General features: G+C 47.1%; 16 protein-coding genes. 12 read left to right on the forward strand and 4 right to left on the reverse strand.

Going from position 1 to position 16,847, the window contains the following annotated elements; genetic code table 11:
- The first annotated feature begins 7 nt into the window (after positions 1-7).
- The 9 genes from DF182_RS24530 to DF182_RS24570 all read left to right on the forward strand — a co-directional run bounded on the left by DF182_RS24530 (position 8) and on the right by DF182_RS24570 (position 10,172).
- Positions 8-1,318: a flippase gene (locus tag DF182_RS24530; RefSeq protein WP_113618416.1), complete on the forward strand. Its 1,311-nt coding sequence runs from the start codon at positions 8-10 to the stop codon at positions 1,316-1,318.
- Between the two features lie 52 nt (positions 1,319-1,370).
- Positions 1,371-2,588, forward strand: coding sequence for a hypothetical protein (locus DF182_RS24535; protein ID WP_147243535.1), 1,218 nt, complete (start codon positions 1,371-1,373; stop codon positions 2,586-2,588).
- Positions 2,589-2,648: 60 nt separating this feature from the next.
- Positions 2,649-3,875: a right-handed parallel beta-helix repeat-containing protein gene (locus DF182_RS24540; RefSeq protein ID WP_113618418.1), complete on the forward strand. Its 1,227-nt coding sequence runs from the start codon at positions 2,649-2,651 to the stop codon at positions 3,873-3,875.
- 22 nt (positions 3,876-3,897) lie between these two features.
- The gene (locus DF182_RS24545; protein WP_113618419.1) at positions 3,898-5,046 is read left to right on the forward strand and encodes a glycosyltransferase family 4 protein; all 1,149 of its coding nucleotides are present in this window, start codon (positions 3,898-3,900) and stop codon (positions 5,044-5,046) included.
- A complete protein-coding gene (locus DF182_RS24550) occupies positions 5,036-5,545 on the forward strand; it encodes an acyltransferase (RefSeq protein ID WP_113618420.1) in 510 nt (169 codons plus the stop codon). Before DF182_RS24545 ends, DF182_RS24550 begins: the two co-directional genes overlap by 11 nt.
- Positions 5,542-6,765 carry a glycosyltransferase family 4 protein gene (locus tag DF182_RS24555; protein ID WP_113618421.1) on the forward strand — a complete coding sequence of 408 codons (1,224 nt, stop codon included), beginning with the start codon at positions 5,542-5,544 and terminating at the stop codon, positions 6,763-6,765. Before DF182_RS24550 ends, DF182_RS24555 begins: the two co-directional genes overlap by 4 nt.
- On the forward strand, positions 6,752-7,366 hold the full coding sequence (locus DF182_RS24560) for a sugar transferase (RefSeq protein WP_317048440.1): 615 nt from the start codon (positions 6,752-6,754) through the stop codon (positions 7,364-7,366). Before DF182_RS24555 ends, DF182_RS24560 begins: the two co-directional genes overlap by 14 nt.
- A gap of 54 nt (positions 7,367-7,420) precedes the next feature.
- Positions 7,421-8,554 carry an aminotransferase class I/II-fold pyridoxal phosphate-dependent enzyme gene (locus DF182_RS24565; RefSeq protein ID WP_113618422.1) on the forward strand — a complete coding sequence of 378 codons (1,134 nt, stop codon included), beginning with the start codon at positions 7,421-7,423 and terminating at the stop codon, positions 8,552-8,554.
- 67 nt (positions 8,555-8,621) lie between these two features.
- Positions 8,622-10,172, forward strand: a complete 1,551-nt coding sequence (locus DF182_RS24570) for a T9SS type B sorting domain-containing protein (RefSeq protein ID WP_113618423.1) — start codon at positions 8,622-8,624, stop codon at positions 10,170-10,172.
- A gap of 5 nt (positions 10,173-10,177) precedes the next feature.
- Here DF182_RS24570 and DF182_RS24575 read toward each other — a convergent pair whose 3' ends face one another.
- Positions 10,178-10,930, reverse strand: coding sequence for a tyrosine-protein phosphatase (locus DF182_RS24575; protein WP_113618424.1), 753 nt, complete (start codon positions 10,928-10,930; stop codon positions 10,178-10,180).
- Positions 10,931-11,030: 100 nt separating this feature from the next.
- On the reverse strand, positions 11,031-11,504 hold the full coding sequence (locus DF182_RS24580) for a GAF domain-containing protein (RefSeq protein WP_113619718.1): 474 nt from the start codon (positions 11,502-11,504) through the stop codon (positions 11,031-11,033).
- Positions 11,505-11,701: 197 nt separating this feature from the next.
- Here DF182_RS24580 and idi point away from each other — a divergent pair, with 197 nt between their 5' ends.
- Together idi and DF182_RS24590 are read left to right on the forward strand one after the other, a co-directional pair.
- Positions 11,702-12,241 (forward strand): isopentenyl-diphosphate Delta-isomerase, encoded by a 540-nt coding sequence (gene idi / locus DF182_RS24585; RefSeq protein ID WP_113618425.1) that lies wholly within the window; start codon positions 11,702-11,704, stop codon positions 12,239-12,241.
- A gap of 192 nt (positions 12,242-12,433) precedes the next feature.
- Positions 12,434-13,408 (forward strand): terpene synthase family protein, encoded by a 975-nt coding sequence (locus DF182_RS24590; protein WP_113618426.1) that lies wholly within the window; start codon positions 12,434-12,436, stop codon positions 13,406-13,408.
- Between the two features lie 51 nt (positions 13,409-13,459).
- Here DF182_RS24590 and DF182_RS24595 read toward each other — a convergent pair whose 3' ends face one another.
- Positions 13,460-14,497 (reverse strand): hypothetical protein, encoded by a 1,038-nt coding sequence (locus tag DF182_RS24595; protein WP_113618427.1) that lies wholly within the window; start codon positions 14,495-14,497, stop codon positions 13,460-13,462.
- A complete protein-coding gene (locus DF182_RS24600) occupies positions 14,494-15,204 on the reverse strand; it encodes a TMEM175 family protein (RefSeq protein WP_161964249.1) in 711 nt (236 codons plus the stop codon). The genes DF182_RS24595 and DF182_RS24600 overlap by 4 nt, the downstream gene beginning before the upstream one ends.
- A 312-nt stretch (positions 15,205-15,516) precedes the next feature.
- Between DF182_RS24600 and DF182_RS24605 the strand changes: the two genes are divergently transcribed.
- A complete protein-coding gene (locus tag DF182_RS24605) occupies positions 15,517-16,794 on the forward strand; it encodes a TolC family protein (protein WP_161964250.1) in 1,278 nt (425 codons plus the stop codon).
- The last annotated feature ends 53 nt before the right edge of the window (positions 16,795-16,847 follow it).

Here is a 16,847-nt window from a genome sequence, read left to right on the forward strand (position 1 = left end):
TTGAAAAGTGCCTAAGAATTCTTTTATCAAAGACCTTGCTAGTGTATTCACCAGCAGAGTGGCTTCTCTTGTACTGGGATTGGGTACCTCTATCGTTACGGCGAGGTATCTGGGTCCTGAAGGCAACGGGATAAGCGCCGCACTACTGGTATATCCGAGCCTTTTTATGGCCATCGGTGCACTGGGTGTACAACAGTCCACCACCTACTTCGTCGGACAGGAAAAATATGATATCAAGGAGGTATATGGCGCCGTACTGGCTACATGGATCTTCACCAGCCTTTTCGGTATCATCAGCAGCTTCCTGCTGATCAAATACTTCACCAAAGGCGACTATCCGAATATCCTTATTTTCTGGGCGTTGGCAGCGATTCCTTTTTCGCTGTATACTACCTACAGCTCCGGTATCTTTCTCGGACAACAGAATGTGAAAGCCTTCAACCGGATCAACTGGGTACCGGCTATTATCAATCTGGTATTTACTTTTTTGCTCACCGGTATTTTTCACTTCGGCGTGGCAGGCTCTATGGCGGCCACTTTCCTGGGGGTATTCTTTCTGTCGTTTTTGGTGGTGGTGAATATCCGGAAAATCATTCCGGTAAGACCCCGCTTCAATGGAAAAATTATCAAAGGGCTGCTAAGTTTAGGCGTGATCTATGCCGGCACTACACTGATCGCCAGTCTCAACTACAAGGTAGATGTGGTGCTGCTGGAAAAATGGTCCAATGCCTATGAGCTGGGGATCTATTCCAAAGGTGCAGTGCTGGTGGAGATGTTGTGGCAGATACCGGCTATTCTGAGCACCATCATTTTCTCGCGAAGTGCTGGTGCAAAAGATCCGGGGGAGTTTTCGCTCAAAGTATGCCGCCTGCTGCGTTTTGCGCTCATTCTCATTCTTGTGATCGCAATCGCTTTTTATTGCCTGTCGGATTTTGTGATTGGCCTGATGTATGGCCCTGCTTTTGCAGAAAGCTCTAAAGTGCTGAAAATACTGATGCCGGGCGTATTGTTGATGATCATCTACAAAGTGTTGTATATGGACATCGCAGGTAAAGGAAAGCCCTGGATGTCGATGGAAGCAATGATTCCCGCTGTAATTGCGAATGTACTACTCAATTACTGGTGGATACCCAGGTATGGCGCCAGCGGCTCTGCTATGGCTTCTACGGTAAGTTATTCCATCGCAGCGCTGGTATTCCTGGTACTGTATTCGGTACATACACGTATTCCTGTAAAACAAATATTTACATATACGAGGGAAGACAAAGCATTTGCAATGGCTATTGTAACAAAGTTCAGGAAGAAAATTTCAAAATAGGTAAACCTTTAAATGTTTGTTGGTTGTTATGGTGAAAGCGTTGGACATAAATATGAAAACATACAAGCCCATTGCCTGGGCATTGGCGCTGGTACTGTTGATTTCCTGCTCTCCATTCTTCAGTATGGGCGGTAACGCAGCCTACCTGATATTGGGTTCAACCGGCATCTATTTTATGTTGTTTGCCAATTGCCTGGCACATCGTCAGGCCCGTTTGACCAACCAGAATCTGAATTGTTTTATCATATCGTTTATTTTGTTGTTGTACCTGTTTTTCCCCATACGGCAGTATGATAGGATTGTGGTGGCTGCCGTATGGTTACTGGTATTCCTCACCGTTATTATGCTGGACACAGTCGTGTTGCTGATGGCCGCCAGATACTTTGCAGACATCATCTTTGTCATTGCCTTGCTGGCCTTGCTGGTAATTGTGATAAAACTCATCGGAATAGACCTGCCGTATTATCCTTATGAAACAGGTGCTACAGGCTCCAAATCGATGTTTTATATCTACCCCGGCACTGCGGTGTTGCAGGGACAGGAATATCAGGTATTTGGCCGTTCCCTGTTCCGTGTCAGCGGTATTTTTTCGGAGCCTGGGCATTTCGGAATGATCTCTGCTATTGTATTGTTTATGAACCCGGAGGTGCTGAGCAAAAAGAAGCGGATCGTAATCACTTGTGCTGCACTGCTGACGCTTTCGATGGGCTTTTATGTACTGTTTGCAGGTTTGTGTATGTACCGCTTTCGCTTTTCGCAAAAACAGGTAGTAGGTATGATAGTGTTGATGGTAGTAGGTTTTATCGTGATATCAGTATTGCCTGCCGATTTCCTGGACCGCTTTTTCCTGAACAAGGTAAGTACCAATCAGGATGTACTGGATGCCAGGACCAGCGCGGAGTTCTCCCGCTTCTATGACCATTATACCCGCTATCGGATCAATCTTTTCGGTGGTGGCAGAACCATCACGGAAAATTTTGAAGTAACATCTTCCGATTATCGTTCTTTCTTGTTGAAATATGGACTGGCAGGGATTGTATTGTATGTAGTATGGTTTTTTGTGATGACTTACAAGAGAAAACAGAAGTTTGTACTGTTATCATTTTTCTTTTTTGCTGTCGTATTTGTACATCGCTCCTGGTTGGTAGACTACCTGATATTTTTGTTTGCTGTATACTTTATTCCGATATCCTATGAATTAGCAATATTGCCCAAAAGCAGGCAGAGCACGGAGCCGCAGGACAATGACCTGCACTGGTATCCGGGCTGATGCCGGGTATATATAAACAGATTGAGAAAAACCGATTGTTAACAGTTAAATGTTAAAGAGATGACCATGTCCAGATCTGGCGCCCTCTTATGCGGCCTTGCCATGTATGCCATGTCCTGTATGGCACAGGGTGGCGACATCGATTACAACGGAAAGAAGTTTGTCTTCAGTACTGTGCCCGCACAGTACAATCACACGTCATCCGCCACCATGGCTGCAATAGTCAATGCGGGCATACGTGCAGCCGTAGACCTCACCACGCTGTTGCCGCCAGGATATAAAAAAGACGGTACCGTGGATTATACCGACTATCTGCAAAACGGCCTCGATAAAAACAGGGATGTGGTATTCCCTGATTTTCCAGTGCTGATCAGCAGTAAGGGGCTCACCGTCAGCAGCAATGCCAATCTGTATTTTAAGCCCAACTCCAAACTGATCATGCAGCCCAATAATCTGGAAAAATTCGAGATACTGCGCCTGCATGGTGTCAATAATGTCAAGATCTACAATGCTTGCCTGATAGGCGATCGCAACGATCATCAGGGTACTGTTGGCGAACATGGCATGGGCATCGCTATTCGTTCAGCCAAAGACGTTAGTATCTATAGTCCGCGTATCTCCAACTGCTGGGGCGATGGCATATACATAGGCTGGCGTACCCGCGATGTGGTGAATGATCATTATATCCCCAGTGAAAACATCAATATCTACAATGGTCTGTTGGATTACAACCGTAGAAACGGTATCTCCATCGTCTGCGGCCGTAATATCAATATCCGCAATACTACTATTGCCAACACTTACGGCACCTTGCCCATGAGTGGTATTGATATTGAACCCAATGAACCAAAAGATGTCATCAATAACATCACCATCGACAGCGTGACCACCTACAACAATGCAAGGGATGGCATACTGATCGTACTCACCAGACTGCCCAGCGCCAGCAGCAGCGTGAATACAAATATTGTGATCAAAGACCATCTGGATGATAAGTCCTACAGCGCTTTCCGCCTGGGCTCCGGCTTCCGTAAAACAGACCGCGAGATGACCGGTCAGATCTCCGTGATCAATCCGGTTTGGAAAAATAATGAAACGCCTTTCCGCTACCGTAACAACTATCAGATGCTGCCGGTAACCGAACTTAAAAATATCCGCGTGATAGGGTCCTCGCCAGGTGTACAGACTTTCAGCTCACCGGCACAGAGCGCAGCGGGTCAGGAAGCAGTGAAGAAAATCAAAGCAGGTTTGAGCAGGGAAAATAAAATCAGAATAGAAGATAAATAAATAATCAAGGAGAAAAATAATTATGGCAAAACTGCTTGTACATGCATGGGTGGTGCACAGGGATAAAGGAAGGTACTATTTGCCTTATACTCACTGGGTGTATCTGAAGGAGATCGTAAAATATTATGAGGAAGTATGTCTGCTGTCACCTGTTCAGCAGCATAAGGAGAAAGGTGGCAATGCACTCATGGATATCGGCTGTTTCGATAACGTAAAAGTATATGCGTTACCGTATTCCGGCAGTTATATGCGTGCTATTCCACATTTCCCGGCTTACCTCAATGCATACCGCAAACTAAAGGATTATGATGAAGTATATGCCCGTTATCCGGTGCCGTTCGGCTGGTTAGGAAAGTTCTTTTTCAAGGGAAAGAAACGGATTATTCATTTTGTAGGCGACCCGGTAGACGCAGCTAAAACCAACCCCAATTTCAGCCGGCTGAAGAAGTTTACCATGATTACCTTTTTCATGCCAGAACATTCAGCCTATATGTGGGCTTGTAAAGGAGCACAGGTTTTTACCAATGGTCATCATCTCAGAGAAAAATTATCCGGCTGGGGAGTTCATGCAAAGGCAGTGATTTCCTCCACACTCAATGATGCCGATTTCTATACAAGGGAAATCACCGGTATCACAGACGACGGGCCGAAACTGTTGTACGTAGGCTATCTGCGTAAAGCAAAAGGAGTGGAGACCGTCATCCGTTCTTTCCAGATCGTTCAAAGGAAATACCCCGGCTCCCGCCTCACCGTGGTGGGTTCCGGCGAGTTTGAAAGGGAGCTGAAAGACCTCGCCGCCGTATTGCACCTGGACGGGCATATACATTTTGCAGGACATGTCGACAATAGGCAGGAACTGAACAGTATCCTGCGTTCGCACGATATCTTCTGTTTTGCCAGCCTGTCTGAAGGATCTCCCCGTGTGATCCTCGAAGCCATGGCCAACAGTCTGGCGGTGGTAAGCACGCCGGTAGGCTCTTTACCTAATGTATTTGAAGACAAACAGGAAATACTGTTCGCTGATTTTAATGACCATGAAGCCTTTTATCAAAAGGTGGATACCCTGGTGAAAGACCGCACACTGATGCAACAGCTAAGCCATAACGCCTATACGAAAGTAAAAGGATTTACTATAGAAGGATTTATTAAAAGTATTTTTCATGAGGGTTAAAATATCTATCCTATACTCCTGGCTGGTGAAGGTGACCACCTTCCTGTTGCCTAATATCCCTTTATTCATGCGTTTCAGGGGATTCCTGTATTCGCTGATGATGAAAAGCTGTGGCCGTAACTTCCAGATAACGTCAACGGCTGTACTGAATTCACTGTCTGGCCTGGAAGTAGGAAACAATGTATATATCGCGCATCACACCGTAGTGATTGGTATCGATATCAGAATAGGGGATGAAGTGATTGTCGGGCCTAACTGTATTATATCATCCGGTAACCATACCTTTTTAAATAACTCCTACCGTTATGGTAAATCATTACGGCGGCCGGTCAAAATAGGCGCGGGGTCCTGGATTGCAGGCAACTGCTCAGTGCTCGGTGGGAGCATCCTGCCGGAACGTTCCATCCTGGGAGCCGGCGCTGTACTCAATAAAAAATACGAGGAAGCAGATGGGTTGTATGGAGGCATTCCGGCAGTATTCATAAAAAAAATGCGATGAGAATACTTTATATACATCAATATTTTGCAATGCCCGCCTCCTCCGGCGGTACCCGTTCCTATGATCTCGCTACGCAGTTTGTGAAAGCCGGTCACAAGGTAGTAGTGGTGACAACCAGCTCTTTCCTGCGCCAGTACACTTTTACAGATACCTGGACCGTAATGGAGGAAGATGGTATTGAACTACATGTGCTGAACCTGGAATACAGCAACAAGATGGGCTTCGCTAAAAGAGCGCTCACCTTCATGCAATTTGTGGTGAAGTCTACTCTCCGGGTATTAAAACTAAAAGGTGATGTGGTGCTGGCTACCAGCACGCCCATTACCATCGCTTTACCTGCTATGATAAAGCGCTCCCTGCATAAAGTACCCTTCATCTTTGAAGTGCGTGACGTATGGCCGGAAGTGCCGGTAGCCATGGGTATCATCAACAACAGAATGCTGGTAAAGCTGCTCAACAGATTTGAGAAACGCATCTATAAAAAGGCCGCGCATATCGTACCGCTGTCTGATGATATGAAAAAATCCATTGAACAGCGTACTTCCGTTCCCGTTAGGAAGATATCGGTCATCCCCAATATATCGGAGGTGGTGCGCTTCGGGAAATATGATGCCGGTAAAAGTATCCTCAGCGGCCTGCTGGGCTTTACACCACAGAAAACGGTACTGTATGCCGGAACGCTGGGCATGGTCAATGGCCTGAAATACCTGGTAGACCTGGCAGTATGTATGAAAAAGCTGGATGATACTGTGGTGTTTGTTGTGTTTGGAGATGGTATGGAGAAAACACAGCTGATGCAATATGCAGCGGAGCTAGGTGTGCTGAACACTAACCTTTGGTTCTTTGATCCGGTCCCTAAATCGCAGCTGGCACAGCTTTATTACGAATGCACCATAGCCAGTTCTTTTGTAATCCCGGTGCCGGAGTTGTGGGCTAATTCAGCCAATAAGTTTTTTGATTGCCTCGCCGCCGGCCGACCTGTTTTAATCAACCACCGCGGCTGGCAGGCCCATGTAATCGAACAGGAAAACGTGGGCTTTGTGATGCATTATGATGTGGCCGACATGCCGGTGGAAGCCCGGCGTTTTGCGGAATATATCAATGATAAAGCCCTGTTGCAACAACAACAGGTGAAAGCCAAAATGCTGGCCCAACAGCGGTATTCGCTGGATATCGCCGCCGGCACTTACCTGAAAATCCTGGACAATGTTGTATCGTAATTTTTTAAAGCGACTGCTCGATATACTCGTTGCATGCACGGCATTGCTGCTGCTGTCACCGCTGTTTGCGCTGGTCACGGTGTTGCTGTACTTCGCCAACAATGGAAAACCATTCTTCTTACAACCCCGGCCCGGCAGAAACGGGAAGGTGTTCAGGGTGATTAAATTCAAGACCATGAACGACCGGCGTAATACAGCAGGGGAGCTGTTGCCCGATGCAGACCGGCTTACACCGGTAGGGGCGTTTGTCCGTAAAACATCATTGGATGAAATTCCGCAGCTGATGAATGTTTTGAAGGGAGATATGAGTTTGATAGGTCCTCGTCCTTTGCTCATTGACTATCTGGAACTGTATTCTCCACGCCAGGCACGGCGTCATGAGGTGCGGCCGGGCATTACCGGCTGGGCCCAGGTGAATGGAAGAAACGCCATCAGCTGGAAGCAGAAGTTTGACCTGGATGTGTGGTATGTAGATCATCTGAGCCTGTTGCTGGATATCAGGATTTTGCTGCTGACGGTCGTCAAGGTATTTAAGTCAGAAGGTATTTCCCAGCAAGGACATGTATCGTCGGAGAGGTTCACCGGAGAAGTGAATGCCTGATCAGGTCTGCATCAACATAAACAATCATACCAAGGATTATAAAATTTATCAATTATGAGTGAAAAGATATGGCTCTCTTCCCCGCATATGGGTGGCACGGAAAAAGACTTTGTTACAGCTGCATTTGATACCAACTGGATTGCTCCTTTGGGTGCTAATGTAGATGGATTTGAAGAAGATCTCGAACAGTATCTGAAAGAAGGATACGTGGCAGCGCTCTCTTCTGGTACAGCAGCCCTTCACCTGGCGCTGGTACTGGCAGATGTAAAGGCGGGCGATGAAGTGATCTGTCAGAGTATGACATTCTCTGCATCAGCTAATCCTATCACCTATCTGGGCGCCACGCCGGTATTTGTAGACAGTGAAAAAGATACCTGGAATCTTGATCCTGTTTTACTGAAGGAGGCCATCCTTGACCGTATCGCCAAAGGTAAAAAGCCTAAAGCCATTATCCCTGTGCATCTCTATGGTATGCCGGCAAAAATGAACGAGATACAGGCGATTGCAGCCACTTATGATATTCCGGTGATTGAAGATGCAGCCGAGGCGCTGGGTTCCTGGTACGGTGATAAAGCCTGCGGCACATTGGGCGATTTCGGCATCCTGAGCTTTAATGGCAATAAAATCATCACTACCAGCGGTGGTGGCGCACTGGTGGGCAAAGACAAGGCAGCCATTGTGAAATCCCGCTTCCTGGCCAGCCAGGCACGTGATCCTGCACCTCACTACGAACATACTCATATCGGCTACAACTACCGGATGAGTAACATCTGCGCCGGCATCGGAAGAGGACAGATGGAAGTGCTGGAGAAAAGAGTAGAACAGCGCAGGGCCAACTATCAGCATTATGTAAAAGAGCTGAGTGGCTTGCCTGGTGTGCAGTTTGTGTCTGAACCGCAAGGTACTTTCAGTAACCGTTGGCTGAGTACCATCCTGATAGATCCGCTGCAAAGCAATGGCATTACCCGCGAAACAATCCGGCTGGCACTGGAAAAATACCAGATTGAGTCCAGACCCTTATGGAAGCCTATGCACCTGCAGCCGGTTTTTGCCGGAGCACCCGCTTATGTGAATGGTGTATCGGAAATGCTCTTCAATAATGGATTGTGTTTGCCAAGCGGTTCTAACCTCACTCAGGCGCAGTTGCAACAAACAACAGATATTATTAAGGCACTGTGGAACAAATAATTGCAGTTATCTAAAAACAAAATTCTAACGGCTTCGGATATACGGAGCCGTTTTTCCGTTCTACTCTATGAAGAGAGCCATCATCATATGCAGGAAAGCCTATGCGGTAGCCAGCGGTATGCTCGTTATGTGTATTTCCGTTCCATTGCTTGCTCAGGACATCGAAATAAAAAATCCTTCGCTGGAAGGACCCCCACGCGCGGCCGCCGCCCCACCTGGGTGGATGATCATTAATAACTCACCGGATATACAACCCGGTTGCTGCAGTGTCAGCCAGCCTGCCAGCCATGGAAGTACTTACAGTGGTATGATCAGCGATGCCACCATGGAAGAAGGCATTGTTCAGCACCTGAGCACCGGTATTAAAGAAGGGAAAGCTTACGCCTTTTCCGTGGACCTGGCTTTCCCGCCCGTATACTTCGGCCAAAGGACCTGTAGCGGGGCTTTTATCGTATATGGCGGCAACAAGCCCGGTGAAAAAGAAGAGGTGCTGTGGAAATCACCGCTCTTTTATCACACCAACTGGAAGCGCTACAGGATTGAGTTTTCAGCAAAAAAGGATTATGCTTATATTATGCTTTGCAATTATTTTACTCCTTGCAGTAGTGCAAAACTGTCAGCAGTGCTGGTAGACAATCTCTCTCCCGCAATACAGGAAATTCCGAAGGCCGTACTAACGGTACAACCTACCTGTAAAGGCAGCAGCATAGGCACCGCCAGCGTAGAGGTGCTGGGGGGCCCTGTGCCATGTACTTTCCGGTGGAAGCCCGGTGGACAAATTACTTCTTCCCTCAGTAACCTGGCCGCTGGCAGTTATGAAGTCACCATAACAGGCTTCAACGGCGCTTATACCACACTTACCGCTGTTATCGGCGAAGAGGTACTGAAAAACGAAATAAAGGTGCTGCCTTCCAGATGTTATGGAGATAACCAGAATGAAATATCACTTGTCACCACGGGCGGAAAAGTGCCATACCGCTATTATTTCAACGGAAGTGATCATCCACTGTATACGCCACAGTTCCGTGACCTGCATCCCGGCAAATATCCTTTGCTGGTGAAAGATGAACAAGGGTGCGCCACACAGGAACTTATAAATGTTGCAGAACCACCACTGTTGCAGATAACAGCGGCCCTGCTGAAAGACGTCAGTTGCAATGATACCCATGATGGAAAAATAGAATTGCAGATGGCAGGTGGCACCCCACCTTATGCCTATCGGCTGGAAACAGGGGAGTGGCAGTCATCCAATACCTGGAAGCAGTTGGATGAAGGCAGGTATTACTATACTGTTAAAGATAAAAATGATTGTCAGGTAACCGGTATGTCGGAGATCATTCGTAACAACCGTCAATGTGCTGTATATGTGCCCACCGCGTTTAGTCCCAATGGAGATGGTCGCAACGATGTGTTCAGATGCAGGGTCAATGATGATATTACTGCTTATCATTTGACAGTATATAATCGCTGGGGGGCTGTTGTTTTTAGCAGTACTGATCCCCAGCAGGCCTGGGATGGGGACCTGCAGCCTGCCGGGAGTTATGTATGGGTACTCACTTACACTGATAGTAAACTGCAGGCCCGCAGACAACAGGGAAGCCTGATGCTGGTGCGGTAATACACTTAGCGGGTCGCTGTCAGACTATTGTTTTTAAATGGATATTGTTCCAGCCGTTTCAGCAGCTTTTTGTTTTCTGCAATATCGCGGATGGCCTGCATATGTTTTTCATGGTGCAGGTCTGTACCGATATAGTCGATCATATTGGCATCCAGTAATTGAAAGGCTGCCTGTTGCACCGCTTTACCGTAATAACCGGTGAGTGACAGCAGGTTCAGCTGCAGTTGACATCCCCAGGATTTAAATTCCTTATAGAGGTTGAAGTTTTTGTGACAATAGTTATATCGTTCGGGATGGGCCAGCAAAGGCATATAGCCCCGGGCGCTCATTTCGAAAAGCCATTGGTGCATCTGTGGCGGTGGTGCTACAAAAGAGATCTCTACTAGTACCAGCCGTCCATTGAGTGTGAGCAACGGCGATTTCAGGAGCGTTTCAAACTGCTCGTCCATATAGTACTCTGCAGCATAATTGAAGGGCACATTGATTCGTTGGGTTGCGAGGGCAGCTTCCACCTCCAGATAAGGACCATGAATGGTTTCCTGCGAATTGGGGAAACGGTCCATCATAATATGCGGGGTGGTAATAATTTTCCGGATGCCCAGCTCATGCAGCTGACTGATAAAATCCACACTGGTGGCTACATCCGGAACGCCGTCGTCTATCCCCGGAATCAGGTGCGAATGAATATCTGTTTCAATGCCTGAGAGGAAAGGGACCAGTGATTTACTGGTATCCCGTTTTTTCCGGAAGAAGAACATGGTTAAAATTCCTTTTTGGTTTATCAGCGCAATGGTTCGCAAAATCTTTGCCAGTTACGGTTGCACATGACTTTTCAAAACGTAACGCAGCGGGAAATATTTACAGAGAGATCAGTTTGACGATTTCCTCCAGATACTGCTGGTCGGTGGTGTCAAAATGATCAGGCAGTTCGCTGTCCACATCCAGTACGCCCGCTACAATGCCGTCTTTTATCAGCGGCACCACGATCTCTGATTTGGAAAGGCTGCTACAGGCGATGTGACCGGGAAAAGCTTCCACATCCGGTACAACGAGTGTGGTGGCCTGTGCCCAACTGGTGCCACATACTCCTCTTCCCTTACGGATACGGGTACACGCTACAGGCCCCTGAAAAGGTCCCAGTACCAGCTCATCCTGCTTTACCAGATAAAACCCTACCCAAAACCAGCCGAATTGTTCTTTCAACGCAGCGGCTACATTGGCCAGATTAGCCACCAGGTCTGGCTCTCCCTCCAGTAATCCTTTGATCTGCGGGATCAGTGCCTGGTATTGTGTGGCTTTATCTCCTTGTACAATCTGTAAGTCTTCTGCCATTTTTTTCAGTAAAGGTAAGATAAATACACGCGCAAAGAAGTACGGCGGGAACACCGCAGGCAGGTGTAATTTTTTTTCACTTTTCCCGTTATTATTGTATATTTATTTAAAGTAACCATTGAAGAAACAGGCTCATTTTTAGTAATTCGCGATCATTTCCGACAGCTAACAGCTTTATTAAATATCTTTGTTACGCTATGAATCTACCTGAAGTAATATTAGTGACCGAATCCGATGAACCTATTGGTACGATGGAGAAAATGGAAGCGCACCGCAAAGGACTCCTGCACCGTGCTTTTTCCGTATTTATTATGAATGATGCCGGAGATATTTTGCTGCAGCAGCGTGCTCTGGGAAAATACCATTCACCCGGGCTTTGGACCAATGCCTGCTGTAGTCATCAGCTGCCTGGCGAAACCACCCTCGATGCGGCGCACCGCAGACTGATGGAAGAAATGGGTTTCGACTGTCCCCTGGAAGAAATTTTCGCCTTTACTTACAGGACCGTTTTTGACAATGGACTTATTGAGCACGAATTTGATCATGTGCTTATCGGATACTACAATGGAGCAATCAACCCCGACAGCGAGGAGGTTAAAGATTACCGGTATATGTCTCCCAGTCAGATACTGGAATTAATGGCGCGGGAGCCAGACAGCTTTACCAGCTGGTTCCATCTCGCATTGCCAAAAGTGTTAAAATATCTGAATCTGTCTGTCACCACGGCTGACGTGTAAATTGCCCTGTACTCTTTTTTATTGCATCTCATTTGCTGTTAACCGAAACAAATCACCTTTATCTTTTTTACTATGCCAACAGGTAGGGTAAAACCTTTGTTGTGCCCGCCTGCCAACGTTTTACCGGGAACGTCCCTGTTTTGTCTATGCCATTTCATAACCCTTAATAGTTAACTGTTAAACCACAGACACATGACAACGATCCAGTTTCCCCGGATCCAGTATCCGTTTCCCTCTCGTTTGAATCCGCATGTTCAGGCTGCCCAGCAACACGTTGAGGACTGGGTGTACCTTCATGGTTTGCTCTCTACCGAAAAGGCAAGAATGCGCTTTGCCAAAGCCCGTTTTGCCTGGCTGGCTGCCAGGGCCTTTCCCGACGCAGCACTGCATGAACTTTGCATTATCGCCGACTTCAACACCTGGCTGTTTATCCTCGACGACCAATGTGATGAAGCCGAAGCAGGAAAAAAATCCGACTTCCTCCGCAACGTCATGGCCGGTTTTATGAACATCCTGCGCAGTCCTGAACCCCGTACTCCGGCCACTAATGCGCCACTGCCGGCAGCCCTCATCAGCATCTGGGAACGGATGCAGGCCATCAGCTCACCTGCCTGGCAGCAGCGATTCATCCGCAGTATGGAAGATTATTTTAACTCCTGCCTCTGGGAAGCACAAAACAGAGAAAATCATGTAGTGCCCTCAGTAACCGACTATGTTAGAATGCGCCCCTATACCGGCGCTCTACTGGCCGATGTGGAAGCCATCGATATCATCGAAAAAATCTACCTCTCCGATGAACTGCTCCACAATGCCCTGCTCAAACGTATGATACAGGCCTGCAACAATATTGTCTGCTGGTCCAACGACCTCTTTTCCTTCAATAAGGAAAGCAAAGCCGGCGATGTGCACAACCTGGTAATGGTACTGCAACACGAACGCCAGTGCTCTCTGCAGGAAGCCATCGACGAAGCTGCCCGCATGCACAACGAAGAAGTGGCCATCTTTGTGGTATTGGAAAAACTATTACCGCTCACTGGCAGTGAAAAAGACTATGAACTGCTGCGATACGTGTCTGTATTGCGCTCATGGATCACCGGCAATTTCGACTGGAGCATGCATGATACCGGAAGATATGGGGCTATGGTAAAGGAAAAAGTGAACAGTTAATGAAGTTATAGCAGGGCTGACCCAAAAAGGGAGCTTTGGGTCAGCCGCTTGTCACGATGATCTGCGTTTCTCCAGGTATTTCTCTATCTGCTTGCCCAGCCACCAAAAAGAGAGTGCCAGAATAGAGAAAAAAAGCCCTTTGTTGGTACGGTCCCACAGATATTCGAAATAACGGGTGTAAAGATCCAGCAACAGGAATATCACTCCCATATCCCGCAGCAGATCATCCTTGATACGGATGCCCAGCAAGAGGGTAAGGACACACTGTGCACTGAAAACAACGACCCACCACAACAGATGTACCTGTCGTAATGCCTGCCATTCCTGCCAGGTACCACAGTTGCCGAAAATGGAAATCAGCCAGCCGGAAAGCATAAACAGTAACCAGCCACCAGCCCATGTAATCTCTTTGGCCGGAAGAAAAACAGCCCGGTGTTTCATCACCCATCCGGCTGCTATCAGCAACAGCGCCAGCAAAGCCATCCGGCAGGGCAGGTTCATCCCCAGAAAATAAGGACCATTGCTGGTGAGGTAATAAGTCAGTTTTACATAAGCCGGTATCAAACATAGCAACGTGGCAATCCATAACAGCCGGGAATGCAGCGTCAGTGCGACTATCGCATATACGGCCGTAGCCAGCAGCCAGAAAACGCCATAGTTGCCGCCAAGATAGCCCACACTTTTGCCCAGGTATACCACGGTAACGCCTGTACTCAGTATAGGCAACAACCAGAAAAGTTCACGGTTAAAGGAAAAGGATGCATGATGCCGGTTACGGCGCCAGCCCTGGTAACAAAGAAAAACGGTCAGCGCACCAAATAAAAAGGCGATCACACCATCTGTCAGGGAAAACTTCTTCCGGATAATTTCTATCCACTTCTCATCCAGTACCAATGAGCCAAATGCCATCAAAGCACAGGAAATGGCTGCTATGAAGATGTACAGCGTAATGGTTTGCCAGTCGTTGCTGCGGATGGAATAACTCTGCTGCAGATCTTCTGCCTGTGCATCACTGATCAGTTTGTCCTGCTGCCACTTACGGATGACCCGCTGCAGAAATTGCCCGTCTCTTTTGTCTACTTCCATCATGATGAACTCGATTTGTCCCCGATATGCACCAGGCGAAGCGTATTACGTTTTTTTATCTTGAGCCTGAAATGGTTGAAGAAGATCAGGCCTGGGATCACGAAGAAACTGATTTTCTGTACAGAGGTGTTTTCCGGGAAGATGAAGTATGCCATGGTGATGATGGTAAACCCGGTGCTCATCGTCAGAAAACTATATTTCAACCGCTGATAAAGCAGTTCCTTCTCCATATGCAGCCCTGCCACCGCCAGTCCGGGCTTGCGCTGAAAAATATAATAGCTGATCCAGAAAAGCCCCGCCAGACAACCGGCCAGATTAAACAGGTATATGTACAGCGGTAACATAAAATGGCTGCCTATATGCATTATCGACGCCGTGGAAAATGGAAAGGTGACAATAAAAAACAGGAAAAAAAGATTGCGGTGGATCAGCCCATCATCATAATGCTGTAAAAAACGACATAGCTGCAGATGCCATTTCCAGAATGTGCCAATGAACAGAAAACTCATCGCAAAAGTGAAAAACTCCATCAGAAAAGGGTTCAACAGCTGTATATAATCCGCAACAGGCGCCTTTTCAGGCATATGCGGCAGTTTGATTTCGATGATTAAGAGGGTAATGGCAATAGCAAACACGGCATCGCTGAACAACACCGCCCGGTCCAGCTCAAACTCACGGTGGGCCGGTTTAGCTTCCTTAATAACTGACATAGACATAATAAAAACGTATAGCTTTTCAGCAATATACGAAAAGCTGAATAAAGCAACCCCGCCACCATTTTGAAATCACGTTTTCGTATATTCTGAAATCAGACTTTTGCTGTATTCCTGTGCTGGTCTGACGAACCCGTTATCTGCTGCTTTCCTGCCGGTTACCATCCATCATTTGTGGACAACCTTTTCTTTTTTCTGTTGTTAAGCATTTATCAATCATCATATACTTTCAATGTTATAAGTATGCGTTGTACCCTTTTACTGATGGCTACGCTTTTTTTGTCAGGAATACATGCCACTTACGGGCAAATGGATACAACCAGGGGGAATTATGCCTTTAACCTGGCAGAGTGCATACAGTACGGGATTACGCATCATCACGACGTTGTAAATGCCAATCTGGACACCATTTTCTCCCAGGAACAGGTAAAGGAAGCTACCGCCAAACTATTTCCACATGGTAATATCACTGGCAACTTTACGGACAACCTGAAGTTGCCGACATCGCTTATTCCTGATATTGCCAATGGCAACTATAATAAAAAAATACCGGTACAATTTGGTACCCGTTTATCCTCCTCCATCACCGGAGAGCTGGACCAGGTCCTTTTCCGGAGCGATTATTTTATCGGCCTCAAAGCCTCCCGTGTGTATCGCGGACTGTCAGTCAAAACATATGTCCGCACCGAAATAGATACCAGGGTGGCCATCACCAAAGCCTACTACGCTGTGCTTACCAATCAGGAAAATATCCGCCTCTCCAGGGCCAATCTCGAACAACTCCGTAAAACCTTTTCCGATACCAAAGCCCGCTACGACGCAGGTGTAGCCGAAAGGGTAGACGTAGACCGCATCGCAGTGTCCTACAACAACAGCGTTACCCAGATAGAAAACCAGATCCGGTTGCTCGTATATTCGATACAGTTACTCAAATTCCAGATGGGCATGCCCCAGGAAAGTGGCCTCGAACTACGCGAAACCGTACAGGATCTCAACGTAGAATCATTCTCCTCAGATACCCTCAATTATAAAGTGGAAGACCGCATCGAATATGGTATACAAACCACCCAGATAGCCCTTGACGAATTGAACCTGAAAAGTAAAAAGCTGGCTTATCTGCCACAGCTCAACTTTTACGTCAACTATGGTTTCAACTATTTCTCCACCTATCTCCCAGACCTGTATAAACGTAATTTCGGCGCTTCCGCTTTAGGCATCAACTTAACATGGCCCATTTTTACAGGAACAGAAAGACTGCACCAGATCAAGGAACTCGGCATCACCCTGCAGAAATCCCGTAATGACCTGGATTTCCTCTCCCAGCAGATCAAACTGGAAGTGCAGAACGCCAATACTGCCTACGAGAACAATAAAGCCACGTTTGTGACACAGAAAACCAACATGGCACTCACACAGGGCATTTACGACAGAATCGTACTGAAGTTTGAACAAGGGGTAGCTACCAGCCTGGACGTGATTTCAGCCGAAAGTGAGCTCACCCAGGCCCGGACAGATTATATCAACGCCATGCTGAACACACTGATCAGCAAAACGGACCTGGACAAAGCAATGGGAAGGATTAAATAGACAGATGACCGACAATCATCATATTCAACAATCATGATAACCTGGTAATTTTT

It is taken from the genome of Chitinophaga flava (assembly GCF_003308995.1).
Lineage (GTDB): Bacteria > Bacteroidota > Bacteroidia > Chitinophagales > Chitinophagaceae > Chitinophaga > Chitinophaga flava.

Excerpts from the sequence above, each read along its gene's own strand:
- DF182_RS24535 (WP_147243535.1), top strand. The coding sequence starts at position 1,371 with ATGAAAACATACAAGCCCATTGCCTGGGCATTGGCGCTGGTACTGTTG.
- DF182_RS24540 (WP_113618418.1), top strand. The coding sequence starts at position 2,649 with ATGACCATGTCCAGATCTGGCGCCCTCTTATGCGGCCTTGCCATGTAT.
- DF182_RS24545 (WP_113618419.1), top strand. The coding sequence starts at position 3,898 with ATGGCAAAACTGCTTGTACATGCATGGGTGGTGCACAGGGATAAAGGA.
- DF182_RS24550 (WP_113618420.1), top strand. The coding sequence starts at position 5,036 with ATGAGGGTTAAAATATCTATCCTATACTCCTGGCTGGTGAAGGTGACC.
- DF182_RS24555 (WP_113618421.1), top strand. The coding sequence starts at position 5,542 with ATGAGAATACTTTATATACATCAATATTTTGCAATGCCCGCCTCCTCC.
- DF182_RS24560 (WP_317048440.1), top strand. The coding sequence starts at position 6,752 with ATGTTGTATCGTAATTTTTTAAAGCGACTGCTCGATATACTCGTTGCA.
- DF182_RS24565 (WP_113618422.1), top strand. The coding sequence starts at position 7,421 with ATGAGTGAAAAGATATGGCTCTCTTCCCCGCATATGGGTGGCACGGAA.
- DF182_RS24570 (WP_113618423.1), top strand. The coding sequence starts at position 8,622 with ATGAAGAGAGCCATCATCATATGCAGGAAAGCCTATGCGGTAGCCAGC.
- DF182_RS24575 (WP_113618424.1), bottom strand. The coding sequence starts at position 10,930 with ATGTTCTTCTTCCGGAAAAAACGGGATACCAGTAAATCACTGGTCCCT.
- DF182_RS24580 (WP_113619718.1), bottom strand. The coding sequence starts at position 11,504 with ATGGCAGAAGACTTACAGATTGTACAAGGAGATAAAGCCACACAATAC.
- idi (WP_113618425.1), top strand. The coding sequence starts at position 11,702 with ATGAATCTACCTGAAGTAATATTAGTGACCGAATCCGATGAACCTATT.
- DF182_RS24590 (WP_113618426.1), top strand. The coding sequence starts at position 12,434 with ATGACAACGATCCAGTTTCCCCGGATCCAGTATCCGTTTCCCTCTCGT.
- DF182_RS24595 (WP_113618427.1), bottom strand. The coding sequence starts at position 14,497 with ATGATGGAAGTAGACAAAAGAGACGGGCAATTTCTGCAGCGGGTCATC.
- DF182_RS24600 (WP_161964249.1), bottom strand. The coding sequence starts at position 15,204 with ATGTCAGTTATTAAGGAAGCTAAACCGGCCCACCGTGAGTTTGAGCTG.
- DF182_RS24605 (WP_161964250.1), top strand. The coding sequence starts at position 15,517 with ATGGATACAACCAGGGGGAATTATGCCTTTAACCTGGCAGAGTGCATA.